Annotated in this window: 13 protein-coding genes; 11 read left to right on the top strand and 2 right to left on the bottom strand. The window is 71.5% G+C overall.

All coding sequences use genetic code 11. From position 1 onward, the window contains the following. The first annotated feature begins 12 nt into the window (after positions 1-12). From OGL88_RS07000 to csrA, 10 genes are read left to right on the top strand one after another with little or no spacing between them, the layout of a single operon-like run. Entirely contained in the window at positions 13-891 is an 879-nt protein-coding gene (locus tag OGL88_RS07000) for a flagellar motor switch protein FliM (protein ID WP_263090802.1), read from the top strand. Next, the gene (gene fliN, locus OGL88_RS06995; protein ID WP_123292757.1) at positions 891-1,595 is read left to right on the top strand and encodes a flagellar motor switch protein FliN; all 705 of its coding nucleotides are present in this window, start codon (positions 891-893) and stop codon (positions 1,593-1,595) included. The genes OGL88_RS07000 and fliN overlap by 1 nt, the downstream gene beginning before the upstream one ends. An 8-nt stretch (positions 1,596-1,603) precedes the next feature. Further along, a complete protein-coding gene (locus OGL88_RS06990) occupies positions 1,604-2,191 on the top strand; it encodes a FliO/MopB family protein (RefSeq protein WP_263090799.1) in 588 nt (195 codons plus the stop codon). Then, a complete protein-coding gene (gene fliP, locus OGL88_RS06985) occupies positions 2,188-3,006 on the top strand; it encodes a flagellar type III secretion system pore protein FliP (RefSeq protein ID WP_374114428.1) in 819 nt (272 codons plus the stop codon). Before OGL88_RS06990 ends, fliP begins: the two co-directional genes overlap by 4 nt. Positions 3,007-3,015: 9 nt before the next feature. After that, entirely contained in the window at positions 3,016-3,291 is a 276-nt protein-coding gene (fliQ, locus tag OGL88_RS06980; protein ID WP_205462375.1) for a flagellar biosynthesis protein FliQ, read from the top strand. Then, positions 3,291-4,049, top strand: coding sequence for a flagellar biosynthetic protein FliR (locus tag OGL88_RS06975; RefSeq protein WP_205462376.1), 759 nt, complete (start codon positions 3,291-3,293; stop codon positions 4,047-4,049). Before fliQ ends, OGL88_RS06975 begins: the two co-directional genes overlap by 1 nt. A 6-nt stretch (positions 4,050-4,055) precedes the next feature. Further along, the gene (locus OGL88_RS06970; protein ID WP_194647721.1) at positions 4,056-5,249 is read left to right on the top strand and encodes an EscU/YscU/HrcU family type III secretion system export apparatus switch protein; all 1,194 of its coding nucleotides are present in this window, start codon (positions 4,056-4,058) and stop codon (positions 5,247-5,249) included. After that, on the top strand, positions 5,246-7,300 hold the full coding sequence (locus OGL88_RS06965) for a flagellar biosynthesis protein FlhA (protein ID WP_263090795.1): 2,055 nt from the start codon (positions 5,246-5,248) through the stop codon (positions 7,298-7,300). Before OGL88_RS06970 ends, OGL88_RS06965 begins: the two co-directional genes overlap by 4 nt. Beyond that, positions 7,275-8,249: a hypothetical protein gene (locus tag OGL88_RS06960; protein WP_263090793.1), complete on the top strand. Its 975-nt coding sequence runs from the start codon at positions 7,275-7,277 to the stop codon at positions 8,247-8,249. The genes OGL88_RS06965 and OGL88_RS06960 overlap by 26 nt, the downstream gene beginning before the upstream one ends. A gap of 4 nt (positions 8,250-8,253) precedes the next feature. Further along, positions 8,254-8,523 (top strand): carbon storage regulator CsrA, encoded by a 270-nt coding sequence (gene csrA / locus OGL88_RS06955; RefSeq protein ID WP_263090792.1) that lies wholly within the window; start codon positions 8,254-8,256, stop codon positions 8,521-8,523. A 210-nt stretch (positions 8,524-8,733) separates the two neighbouring features. Here the strand turns inward: csrA and OGL88_RS06950 are convergent, their stop codons facing one another. Beyond that, the gene (locus tag OGL88_RS06950) at positions 8,734-10,857 is read right to left on the bottom strand and encodes an acyl-CoA dehydrogenase family protein (RefSeq protein WP_374114427.1); all 2,124 of its coding nucleotides are present in this window, start codon (positions 10,855-10,857) and stop codon (positions 8,734-8,736) included. 216 nt (positions 10,858-11,073) lie between these two features. On the opposite strand from OGL88_RS06950, the gene OGL88_RS06945 reads away from it, so the two are divergent. Then, positions 11,074-12,537, top strand: a complete 1,464-nt coding sequence (locus OGL88_RS06945; RefSeq protein ID WP_263090790.1) for a peptide MFS transporter — start codon at positions 11,074-11,076, stop codon at positions 12,535-12,537. Between the two features lie 221 nt (positions 12,538-12,758). Here the strand turns inward: OGL88_RS06945 and OGL88_RS06940 are convergent, their stop codons facing one another. Continuing rightward, positions 12,759-13,058 (bottom strand): hypothetical protein, encoded by a 300-nt coding sequence (locus tag OGL88_RS06940; RefSeq protein WP_263090789.1) that lies wholly within the window; start codon positions 13,056-13,058, stop codon positions 12,759-12,761. Between the last annotated feature and the right edge of the window lie 59 nt (positions 13,059-13,117).

Raw genomic sequence — 13,117 nt, 5'->3', positions numbered from 1 at the left:
ATAGACGCACCCGTGACCGAGACCCTGCCAGCGCCCGAGGTGTACGACTTCGCGCGCCCGTCGACGCTCGCCCGCGAGCACGCCCGGGTCCTCGAGCTCGCGTTCGAGACCTTCGCTCGGCAGTGGGGCACGCAGCTCACCGCGAAGGTGCGTGCCGTCAGCCAGGTCACCTGCGAGCAGGTGCAGATGGTGACGTACGACGAGTACGCCGCCTCGCTGCCCGCGCTCACCGGCATGGTGCTGCTGCCGATCGCGGACGTCGTGCCGAAGGGCGTCCTGCAGGTCCCGCTCGACGCCGCGCTGACCTGGGTCTCGCACGCCCTCGGCGCCTCGAAGCCGCTGCCGACCCCGGAGCGCACCTTCACGCCCATCGAGCAGGCCCTCGTGCGCAAGATCGTCGAGGACGCCCTCGACGACCTCCGCTACTCCTTCGGCGGGTTGCTCGCGCACGACGTCACGGCGGGTGGCTTCCAGTTCAACTCGCAGTTCGCCCAGGCCGCCCAGAAGGGCGACCTGATGATCGTCGCGGCGTTCTCGATCCGCGTCGGCGACCGCGTCGCCCCCGGCACGCTCGCCCTGCCGGCCGAGGCCGTGCTGCCGCAGCTCGGCGAGGCCGCCGCCCACGTGTCGCCCGCCGACGCCCAGGCCCTGCTCGACGCGCAGCTCGCGGGCGTCCCCGTCGGCGTCAGCCTGCGCTTCGCCCCGGCGACGGTCCTGCCCACGCAGGTGCTCCGGCTCGCCGTCGGCGACCTCCTGCCGCTGCCGCACCCGCAGCACCGCCCCCTCACCATCGCGGTCGACGGTGAACCCGTCGGCACCGCCGCGGTCGGCGCGAACGGCTCGCGCCTCGCCGGCATCGTCGTCACCACCACGAGCACGGAGCAGCACTGATGACCGAGACGACCACCCTCCAGACCACCGCGGCCGAGTCGCTCGCGGCGCAGCTCCCGACGGCCGTCCCGCTGGGCGCGCTGCTGCTGCCGGGAGGCGCGACCCCGGTCGTGCTCGAAGCGGCGACCGACGCCGTGGTCGCGTCGTTCGTCGGCGGCCTGTCGGCCGACCTGGCCCTCGTGCTCACCGACCTCGAGGCCGTCATCGCTGCCGGCGGTACCGACCACGGGATCGTCGCGGTCACCGACGTGCTGCGTCCGTCGCTCGAGGCTGCTGCGTCGGTGCTCGGCGTCGGGGTCCTCGGCGAGGCGAGCCGCGAGTCGGCAGCCGCGCTGCTGGCCGACCCCGACACGGTGGTGTTCGAGCTGACCGCCGGTGGTGTCCCGAGCGGCTGGTTCGGCATTCGGGTGCGCGAGCACGGCACGGTCTCGGCCGCCGCGCCCGTCGGGGTGCCCGCCGGCAACCTCGGCCGCATCAACAACGTCGAGATGACCCTGACCGTCGAGATCGGCCGCACCCGCATGTCGGTCCGCGACGTGCTCGGCATGGAGCCCGGCGCGGTCGTCGAACTCGACCGCAGTGCCGGTGCTCCCGCCGACGTCCTGCTGAACGGCCGCCTGATCGCGCACGGCGAGGTCGTCGTCGTCGACCAGGACTACGCCGTCCGGATCACCCGCATCCTCGACGTCGCCGAATCCCTCTGAGCCTGCGCGTGGACACCCTCCTCGTCACCCTCCGCGTCGCGCTGTCGCTCGGCGTCGTGCTCGTCCTCATGTGGGTGTTGCACCGTGCCAGCAAGAAGCGCTTCGCGGGCAAGACTTCCGGACGCCGTGCGGCGACCGTCGAGGTCGTCGGTCGCCAGGGCCTCGGTGGCAAGGCGAGCGTCGTGGTGGTCGACGTCGAGGGTGAGCGCCTGGTGCTCGGGGTCTCCGAGCAGGGCGTCAGCCTGCTCACCAGCGGGCAGGCGCCCGCTCCGGAGCTCACCATCGTGACCGGACCCGTGCAGCTGCCCGTGCGTCCCGCCCCGTCGGCCGACGTGTTCGGTCAGGAACTCGCGCTGCAGGCGGACGCCCCCACGTCCCTCCAGGCACGGCCGGAGCGCCGCGGGCGCGTCGATCCGGAACCGGCTGGTGGGGCCCACCTCCCGGCCGACGCGGCGACGCCGCTGCCGATGCGCCCGCGCAACCGCCGTCCGCAGCGCACCGCGCTGCCGACCGCACAGCAGCTGCAGGGCTCGATCCTGTCGGTCGACACCTGGCGGCAGGCGGCCGCCGCACTGCGGAACCGGCGGGTCGGGTGACCGCCATCCGTTCGGCACGTGTCCTGGCCCTCGTCCTGCTCGGGCTGGCGGTCGTCGCCGGCTTCCTCATGCTCACCGCGACCGGTGCCCACGCCGCCGGCGTCGTCGAACCGACCGCCCCCGCCACGCCGACCGCTCCCGCGACCGGCGACTTCAGCGTCAGCGTGAACGGCCCGGACGGCACCCCGTCGTCGGCCGTCGTGACGCTCATCGGCATCACGCTGCTCAGCGTCGCCCCGGCGCTCATGCTCATGATGACGTCGTTCACGAAGATCTTCGTCGTCCTGGCGATGACCCGGAACGCCCTGGGCCTGCAGTCGATCCCGCCGAACCAGGTGATCGCGGGCCTGGCACTGTTCCTGTCGCTGTTCGTGATGGCGCCGGTGCTCGGGCACATCAACGACGACGCCCTGCAGCCCTACCTGGCCGGCCACCTCGACTTCGACCAGGCCGTCGAGATCGGCACGAAGCCCTTGCGGACCTTCATGCTCCACCAGACCCGCGACGAGGACGTCGCCCTGATCACGCGGGCCGCCGGGCTCGACAACCCGAAGTCGATGGCCGACGTGCCGATGACGACGGTGATCCCGGCGTTCATCATCTCGGAGCTCCGCAGCGCGTTCATCATCGGGTTCGTCATCTTCATCCCGTTCCTGGTGATCGACCTCGTCGTCTCGGCGGCGCTCATGTCGATGGGCATGATGATGCTCCCGCCGGTCATGATCTCGCTGCCGTTCAAGATCCTGCTCTTCGTGCTGGTCGACGGCTGGGGCCTCATCATCACGTCGCTCATCGAGAGCTACCACGTTGTCTAGGGGGCACGCATGAACCAGCAGGCCGTCATCGACCTGGTCCTCCAGGCGCTCCTGGTCGCGGGCAAGCTCGCCGCTCCGGTGCTCGTGACGTCGCTCGTCGTCGGGTTCGCGATCTCGCTGTTCCAGTCCGTGACCCAGATCCAGGAGGTCACGCTCTCGTTCGTGCCGAAGGCCGTCGCCGTCGCGATCGCCCTGGTGATCTGCGGCAACTGGATGATCTCGGAGATGGTGGCGTTCACGCACGTCGCCTTCGACATGATCCCGAAGATGCTCGGCAGCGGCTGATGGAGCTCAGCATCGACGCCGACCGTCTGGAGGCGACCATGCTCGCCGGCGTCCGGCTCGTGGCGTTCTTCGTCATCGCGCCGCCGTTCTCGTACCGCGCGTTCCCCGGCACCGTGAAGGTGATCCTCGGGCTCGGCCTGGCGATCGGCGTCGCCCCGCGCGTCGCCGTCGGCTACGAGTCGCTCGACACCGGGCCGTTCCTGCTCGCCCTGCTCACCCAGCTCGTCGTCGGGTTGTCGCTCGGCTTCCTCGTGTTCCTGGTGTTCGCCGCGGTGCAGTCGGCCGGTGCGCTGATCGACCTGTTCGGCGGGTTCACGCTCGCGCAGGCGTTCGACCCGCAGTCGCAGGTCAACGGCGCCCAGTTCACCCGGCTGTTCCAGATGGCGGCGCTCGCGCTCCTGTTCACCTCGGGCGGGTACCAGCTCATCGTCGGCGGACTCGTGCGGTCCTTCGACGCCGTGCCCCTGACCGGCACGTTCGCGGTCGACGGTCTGGCCCACCTGCTCGTGGCGGCGATGTCGCAGATGTTCCTGGCGACGCTGCAGATCGCTGGACCGCTGGTGGTCGTGCTGTTCCTGGCGGACGTCGGCCTCGGCCTGCTCACCCGCGTCGCACCGGCCCTCAACGCGTTCCAGATGGGGTTCCCGATCAAGATCGGGCTGACCGTCCTGTTCGCCGGAGCGCTCTTCATGGCCCTGCCCTCGGTGGTGTCGTCGCTGACCGGCGACGCCGTCCAGGCGATCACGGGACGGGGCTGAGGCGCCGTGTCCGACAGTGGTGAGAAGTCCGAGAAGGCCACCCAGAAGCGCATGCAGGAGGTCCACCGGAAGGGCCAGCTCGGCCGCTCACAGGACCTCGGCGCGTGGATCGGCATCGCCGTCGTCGCACTCATGGTGCCGTCGATGATCGGCAACGCGGCAGCCGCGGGCACGGCACAGCTCGTCGCCGTGCAGTCCGTCATCGCGAACCCGACCATCGGCACCATGAACCACGTGTTCGGCGACGCGATGGCGAGCGTCGGCGCGACCCTCGGCCCGATGCTCGCGGTGGTGCTCGTCGCCGTCACCGCCGCCGCCGTCGCGCAGGGCGGGGTGCACGTCCGGAAGCTCGCGCCCGAGGCCTCGCACTTCGACCCCATCGCCGGCCTGAAGCGGGTGTTCGGCGTCCAGGCGCTCTGGAACGGGGCGAAGGCGCTGCTGAAGACCACGGTCGTCGGGCTCGTGCTCTGGTTCGCCGTGCAGGGCCTGATGCCCGTGCTCATGACGAGCGGCTCGCTGCCCTTGTCCGCCGTGCTCGAGGCAGCAGCGGACGGCGCGGGCACCCTGCTCCGCGCCGCGATCGCCGCCGGGCTCGTCCTCGCCGCGATCGACGTGCTCGTGGTCATCCGCCGCAACCGCAAGCGCACCATGATGACCAAGCGCGAGGTCAAGGACGAGCAGAAGAAGAGCGACGGCGACCCGCTCGTCAAGGGCCAGCGCCGCTCCCGCCAGCTCGCGATGAGCCGCAACCGGATGATCCAGGCGGTCGGCACCGCGGACGTCGTCATGACGAACCCGACCCACTACGCCGTCGCGCTCAAGTACGAGCCGGGCAAGGCCGCACCGCGGGTGGTCGCGAAGGGCGCCGGGCCCGTCGCCGACGTCATCCGTGCCCGGGCGGAGGAGGACCGTGTGCCGATCGTGCGCGACGTCCCGCTCACCCGCGCACTGCACGCCGCGTGCGAGCTCGGGCACGAGATCCCCGTCGACCTGTACACGCCGGTCGCCCGGGTGCTGTCGTTCGTGATGGCCCTGAAGGCCCGCGGCGCAGCGGCCGGCACCCACGCACCGCCGAGGCCGACCACGCCCGACGAGGTCGCGAGCGTCATCGACCCGGCCACGCTGACCGGTGACCTCCGCCCCCGCAAGCTCCGCGCACCGCGCATCGCCGAGACCCCGACCGAAGGACTCCCCGCATGAACCGCAAGGACCTGCCGAAGCTCGTCGTCCCGGTGTTCATCGTCGGCATCATCCTGCTGCTGATCCTGCCGGTGCCGTCGTTCCTGCTCGACTTCCTGATCATCTGCAACATCCTGCTGGCGCTGGTGATCCTGCTCACGACGCTGTTCGTGAAGAAGCCGCTCGACTTCTCGGTGTTCCCGTCGCTGCTGCTCGTCGCGACGCTGTTCCGCCTCGGCCTGAACGTGGCGTCGACCCGGCTCGTGCTCGGCGAGGGCTTCGCCGGCGACGTCATCCAGGCGTTCGGCCACGTGGCCGTTTCCGGGTCGATCATCATCGGCGCGGTGATCTTCCTGATCCTCATCGTCATCCAGTTCGTCGTCGTGACGAAGGGTGCCGAGCGCGTCGCCGAGGTCGGGGCACGGTTCACCCTCGACGCCATGCCCGGCAAGCAGATGGCGATCGACGCCGACCTGAACGCGGGGCTCATCACCGACCAGCAGGCGAAGGACCGCCGCGCCGCGGTCTCCGCCGAGGCCGACTTCTACGGCGCGATGGACGGCGCCTCGAAGTTCGTCAAGGGCGACGCGATCGCCGGCATCCTCATCATCATCATCAACCTGGTCGGTGGCATCGCGATCGGCATGCTGCAGAACGGGCTCTCCGCCACCGACGCCCTGTCGAAGTACGGCATCCTGACGATCGGCGACGGCCTCGTCACGCAGATCCCGGCCCTGCTCATGGCGGTCTCCACCGGCATGATCGTCACGCGCTCCGGCGCGGAGTCCGAGATGGGTGCCTCGGCCGCCACCCAGCTGTCGCAGTCGCGCAACGCCCTGATGATCGCCGGCGTCGCCGCCATCGCGATGGGGTTCATCCCCGGCATGCCGATCCTGCCCTTCCTGCTCGTCGGTGCGACCCTGCTGTTCACCGCGTGGCGCATCGGCCGGAACGCCGCGAACGCCGAGTCGGCCGCCGCCGAGCAGCAGGCCCTCGAGGCCGCCGCTCCCTCCGGCGACACCCCCGAGGACCTCATCGAGCAGATGCGCGTGCACGCCCTCGAGATCCTGCTGGCGCCCGATCTGGTCGACATGGTGTCCGGCGCCTCCGACGACCTCCTCGGCCGCGTCCGCGCCCTGCGGCGGAAGATCGCCGTCGACATGGGCATCGTCGTGCCGCCGGTCCGCACCCGCGACAGCATCGACCTGCCGCCCTCGACCTACGCCATCCGGATCGCCGGCGTCGAGGCCGGCCGCGGCACCGCCCCGGCCCGCAGCGTCCTGGCCCTCGGCGACCACCTCGACGGGCTGCCGGGAACCTCGACGGTCGAGCCCGTGTTCGGCCTGACGGGCAAGTGGGTGCCCGCCGAACTCCGGCACGCCGCCGAGATGACCGGCGCCACCGTGATCGACCGGGTGTCCGTGCTCGTCACGCACCTGCAGGCCGTCATCGGCGACAACGCCGCCCGCCTGCTCACCCGCGAGGACGTCAAGGTCCTGACCGAGGGCGTCAAGCAGGTCAACCCCGCCGCGGTCGAGGAACTCGTGCCGGGCATGCTCTCGATGGCCGAACTCCAGCGCGTGCTGCAGGGCCTGCTCGCCGAACGCGTGCCGATCAACGACCTCGGCCGGATCTGCGAGGCGCTGACCCTGCGCGCCAAGGCCTCGACCGACCCCGAGGGCCTGGTCGAGGCTGCCCGCGCCGCACTCGGACCCGCCCTCGCCGCCCGCCACACCGACCAGGGCACCCTGCGCGTCATCATGATCGACCCGCTGCTCGAGCAGTCGATGCTCGAGGGGCTGCGACCCTCGGAACAGGGCAGCCAGATCGTCCTCGACGCGCACCGCATCGAGCAGGTCCTGGGCTCCGTCCGCGACGCCGTGCGCAGCGTGGAGGACCAGGGCCTGTCCGCCGTCCTCGTCTGCGCGCCGCAGCTCCGTCCGGCCGTGCACCGCATGGTCGCCGCCCAGTCGAACGGGCTCCCGGTGCTGTCGTACCAGGAAGCCACCGCCGCGGGCTCCACCATCGAGACCGTGGGAGTGGTCCGTGCCGCCGACCCGATTGCAGCGTAACGGCGCAACGCTCGACGAGGTCCGCGACGCCGTCCGGACCGAGTTCGGCGCGGGTGCACGGATCGTCGCCGCCGAGCGGGTCACCACGCCGGGCATCGGCGGGCTGTTCCGCAAGGCCCACGTCGAGGCGACCGTCGAGGTGCCGGAACCGGGGGAGACCCCGACTGCGCGCGTCGTGATCGCCGACTCACCCGTCCAGCGGATCGGCATCGCGGCGCTGCTCGCCGACGCCGAGGCTGCCGAGGCCCGCATCGCGGGCGGTGACGGCACCCGGGCCACGCGTGCCGACGCGTTCGCGTCGGTGCTCGACGGCTTCGTGGCGGACGGGATCACGGGGAGCGCCCCGCGCCCGACGCGCGCCCCGCCGGAAGCGGACGGGCCAGCGGACGTCGACCCGCGCCTCCAGGCCGTCACCGACACCCTGCCAGGAGGCCCGGCCACCGTCCCCGACGTCGTGCCCGGCCGGCGGGCGGCCCGGCCCACGGCCCCTGCCGTGCGGTCTGCTGCACCGGCAGCGCGGGCCGCTGTCCCGGGGATGCGGGCCGCGGTTCCGGCAGTGCGGTCGGCCGACGGCGACCTGGTCCTGCTGGTGGGCCGGCCGAACGACGTCGACGCGGCAGCCGGGCTGTTCGCCGTCCGGCATGCGCTGCGGCCGACCGATGCCGCCGACCGACGGTCCGCCATCCTCGCCCGCGCCGACGGCGTGCGTGACGGCCACGCGGTGCTCGCCGTCGCCGCGTGGGACGACCGGGCGACCGGCGAACGGGTCGAGGCCGACCAGGTCTGGGTCGTCGTCGACGTCGGACGGAAGCCCGAGGACTCCGCGGCCATGGTGTCCGCGGTCGTCGCGCGGCTGCCGGTGGCCGGTGTCGTCGCGATCGGCGCGGGGGAGACCGCCACGCCGGAGTCCGTCCACCTGCTGGGGGTCCCCGTCCTGTCGCTAGGCTGAGCGGGTGCTGGTACTCACGCGGAAGGTCGGCGAGCGGATCCTCGTCGGTGACGACATCGTCATCACGGTCCTCGACGCCCGGGGCGACGGCGTCCGGATCGGCATCGACGCACCACGCGGGGTGAAGATCCAGCGTGAAGAGGTCGTGCGGGCGGTCGCCGAGGCGAACGCCGAGGCCGCAGCGGCTGCCGGCGCGACCGGTGCCTCCGGCGACGACGCCGAGGCACGGCTGCGTGCCGCACTCGGCGACCGAGGCGAGGCCGACCGGGCGTAGTCCGGGCCGTCGCGCGGTCGTTGTCGAGCGCGCCCCGCGGTGGGCATCGCGCCCGGACTCTTCGGGGCGCGACGACGCTGGCGGGGCGCGGACGGGACGGGACGGAGGGACGTTCTTCGTGCGTGGCGCCGTGGACGCGGGCTCGGCGGGGCGCGGCCAGCGGGGACGACCCGACCCGTGTCTCCAGGCCGGACCGTCCGCACCGGGCAGCTACGCGCGGGGCTTCTTCTCCTGTTCGGGGAGTCGTCCGGCTGCCGCCTCGGCGGCGAACCACGCACGGGCCTCGTCCTGGCGCGCCTGCTCCTCGCCGAGCGCGATCGGCGCCCGCACGTGGCCGGGCTCGTAGCCGAAGGTCTCGATGAGCTGCGGGACCACCGGACGGAGCCGCGCCACCAGCCGGTCGATGGACGCCGAAACCGCACGGGCACGCTGCGCGCTCAGGCGGCCGTGCACCAGGTACCAGTCGAGGTGCTGCTCGAGCAGTCCGAGCGCGAACAGGTCGCGCAGCCACACGAGCACCCGGCGGGTGTCGCCCTCGGGAACCGCGTCGAGCCCCTCCGTGAAGGCGTCCCACTGCATGAGCTCCGCGTGGGCGCGCGCGGCCTCGATCAGCTCGTGCTGCGACCGGTTCAGGAGCACGGCCTGGCGGGCGCGGTCCTTGCCGGCGGTGTTCAGCCGGAGCCCGATCTCGGTGACCATGGTGTCCACGCGGCCCGCGAGCAGCGCGCGCTGCGTGGCGGGGTCGCGCAGGTCCGTGACGCTCGCGGCGAGCGAGCCGCGGTCGGCGACGGTCTGGCCCAGGCGGCGGAGGCCCGAGGCGTCCGCGAGCTTCGCGCCCACCTGCGAGGCGACGAACTTCGCGGTCGATGCGGCGTCGCGCGGCGCCCGCTTCCGGAAGTCGGTGAGCAGCCGCTTGCCGACGAGCTGCAGCAGGACGGTGTTGTCGCCCTCGAACGTCACGTACACGTCGAGGTCGGCGCGCAGGCTCGTCAGGCGGTTCTCAGCGAGGAAGCCCGCGCCGCCGCAGGCCTCGCGGCACTCCTGCAGGGTGTCGAGCGCGGACCACGTCGACAGTGACTTGAACGCGGCGGCCTGGGTCTCCAGGTCCTCGCGGCGCTCCGGGGTGTCGGCTCGCCCGCTGAACACGTCGTCGAAGGTGCGGAGCAGCTGCTCGTGCGCGAACGACTGCGCGAACACCGTGGCCAGACGGGGGATGAGTCGGCGCTGGTGCCGGCCGTAGTCGAGCAGGACGCCCTCGACACCGCCCGCTGTCGGGAACTGCCGGCGCTGCATCGCGTACGTCAGCGCGATCTGCAGCCCGATCTTCTGGGAGACGACCGCGGCGCCGTCGAGCGACACGCGGCCCTGCACCAGGGTGCCGAGCATCGTGAAGAAGCGGCGTCCGGGCGAGTCGATCGGCGAGCTGTAGGTGCCGTCCTCGGCGACGTCGCCGTAGCGGTTCAGCAGGTTCGTGCGGGGGACCCGGACGTGGTCGAAGTGCAGCCGGCCGTTGTCGATGCCGTTCAGGCCGCCCTTGACGCCGTCGTCCTCGCCGCCGACGCCCGGCAGGAACGCGCCGTCGTCGTCACGGAGCGGCACGTAGAACGCGTGCACGCCGTGGTCGACGCCCTGGGTGACGAGCTTCGCGAAGACGACGGCCGCCTTGCCGTGCAGGGCCGCGTTGCCGATGTAGTCCTTCCACGCCCCGCGGAACGGCGTGTGCACGACGAACTCCTGCGTGGCGGGGTCGTAGGTCGCTGACGTGGCGATGTTCTGCACGTCCGAACCGTGGCCGGTCTCGGTCATCGCGAAGCAGCCGGGCACGTCGAACCCGATGATGCCGGGCAGGAACTCCTCGTGGTTCCGCGCGGTGCCGAGGTGGTGCACCGCGGAGCCGAACAGGCCCCACTGCACGCCGGCCTTGATCTGCAGCGACGGGTCGGCGGTGGTGATCTCCTCGAACGCCGCCAGGTTGCCGCCGTGGTTGTCCTGACCGCCGAGCTCCGGCGGGTACGGGCGCTGGATGGCACCGGCGTCGACCAGGATCTGCAGCTGCTCGAACGCCCGGGCGCGATGCTCGATGGTGCCGAGGCCCTCGGTCTTGTGCAGTGCGGGGTCGAGCACGAGGCGGCGGGAGATCCGGCGGTCCTCGGCCCAGCGGCCGAGCAGGAGGGTCTCGACCATGTCGACGTCGATGTGGAGGTCGGTGTGCGTGCTCGTGTGCTTGCTCGCGCTCTTGCCCGGGTTCTCGCTGGCGCTCTTGCTCGCCTTCTCGCCGGCCTCGTGCTTCGCCGTGGGCGTGCCGGTGTGCTGCGCGGATGCGGTGTCGACCATGGTCGGAGTCCTCCTGAACTGCGGTGTCCGGTGTTGCGCTCCCCACGCTAGACAACGCCGCCGGGAGCCGGGCGAACGCGGTGTGGCTCGGACAACCGGCGATCGGTGCGTGGGGGTCGCGGCCGTGGGAACCCTCCAAGTGCAGGTGCCGACGTACTTGTTGAGCACCCGTCGACGATTGGGCGTGCCACCGGCCCGCGGGGCAGACTGGCCGACATGTCAGGCTCCACCACGGGACACGATCCCAAGCCCAAACGCACCTTCTTCGGACAGCCGTTCGAGCTGTCGACGCCCTTCGCGGTGGAGCTCTGGGAGCGGTTCTCGTTCTACGGCATGCAGGGCATCGTCCTGATCTACATGTACTACAAGGTCACGCAGGGCGGCCTGGGGATCGACAAGGGCATCGCGAGCGGGATCATGGGCGCGTACGGCGGTGCCGTGTACCTGTTCACGATCATCGGCGCGTGGATCGCCGACCGGCTGCTCGGTGCCGACCGCACACTGTTCGGCAGCGCGATCGTCGTCATGCTCGGCCACATCGCCCTGGCGCTCATCCCCGGGGTGGCCGGCGTGGGCGTCGGCCTCGTGCTCATCGCGCTCGGGTCCGGCGGACTCAAGGCGACCGCCACGACGATCGTCGGTGGGCTCTACAGCCGCGACGACCCCCGCCGTGACGCCGGTTTCTCGCTGTACTACCTCGGCGTCAACCTCGGTGCGTTCTTCGGGCCGCTCCTGACGGGCCTGCTGCAGAGCTCGCTCGGCTTCCACTACGGCTTCGGGCTCGCCGCCGTCGGCATGGCCGCCGGCCTGGTGCAGTACGCGATCCGTCGGAAGAACCTGCCCGACACGGTCCGCCACGTCACGAACCCCGTCGACCGCCGGCGCCTGCCGCTGATCGGGGTCGGGGTCGTCGTTGCCCTGATCGTCATCGCGGTCGCCGTGCTGACCGGGCTGCTGAACGTCGGCAACCTGCCCACCGTGGTCGTCGCGATCGTGATCCTCGCCACGATCGGTTACTTCGTCGTCATCCTGACCAGCGGCATCACGGCCCAGGAGCGGTCGCGGGTGTTCGCGTTCATCCCGCTCTTCATCGGCAGCGCCGTGTTCTGGTCGCTCTACCAGCAGCAGTTCACCGTCGTCACGGTCTACTCCGACGAGCGACTGAACCGCTCGCTGTTCGGGTGGGAGATGCCGGTCTCGTGGGTGCAGTCGATCAACCCGGTCTTCATCATCGTGCTGTCCGGGGTCTTCGCGGCGCTCTGGACCAAGCTCGGCGACCGACAGCCGTCCACCCCGACGAAGTTCGGCCTCGGCACCGGCATCATGGGCGTCGCGTTCCTGCTGTTCCTGCCGTTCGTCGGCTCGGGCCAGAACGGCACGCCGCTGCTCGCCCTGGTCGGCATCCTGCTCGTCTTCACGCTGGCCGAGCTGCTGCTGTCACCCGTCGGGCAGTCCGTCGCCACGAAGCTCGCGCCGCCGAAGTTCCAGACGCAGATGGTCGCGCTGTTCTTCCTGTCGGTGTCGCTCGGCACCGCCGTCACCGGGGTGCTGTCGCAGTACTACGACCCGGCGAACGAGGCACCCTACTTCGCCGTGCTCGGCCTCGTCGCCGTCGCGGTCGGCGTGGTCCTGCTCGTCCTGGCCAAGCCGATCCTGAAGCTCATGCGCGGTATCCGTTGATCCGCCGCGGCATCCGCTGATCCACCGCGGCATCCGCTGATCCGTCGCGGCATCCGCTAACCTGAGGGAAGCCACACGGCCGAAGCAACCAAGGAGTCACCCCATGCTCGAACTCATCGCCGGCATCATCATCGGCATCGGCGTCCTCGGCGGTGTGGGCTGCTGCATGGCGGTCGCCGCCATGATGAAGAGCGGCTCCGAAGAGTACTGAGCCCGCTGGGCTAATCGCCGCTGCCGGTCGTGATCGGCACCAACTGACGACTCAGGACGGTCGCGCGCTCGAAGGGGCCGCGGCCGTCCTTCGTGTACACGGGCTCCTCGAACGCGACGGTCCACGACAGCGGCTCGCCGACACCGGGGTAGCCGACGATCTGGTTGCCACCAGGAGCCACGATCACGCCGATCGGCTCGTCGGCCCATCGCTCGCCGCCCTCCGCGGAGTCGATGACCTGCACGAGCGCGCCGATGCCGAGGCCGGGGGCGTCGTCAGGGCGGGGCTTGGGGGAGCGTCGTCCGAACACGCCATCACCGTAGCGGCGACAGGTCATGGAACGGCTGTGCGGCGTCTGTCGGCACGCTG

Source organism: Curtobacterium sp. RIT-PI-V (assembly GCF_025642935.1).
In the GTDB taxonomy this organism is placed as follows: domain Bacteria; phylum Actinomycetota; class Actinomycetes; order Actinomycetales; family Microbacteriaceae; genus Curtobacterium.
This window is presented reverse-complemented; position numbering and strand designations above follow the sequence as displayed.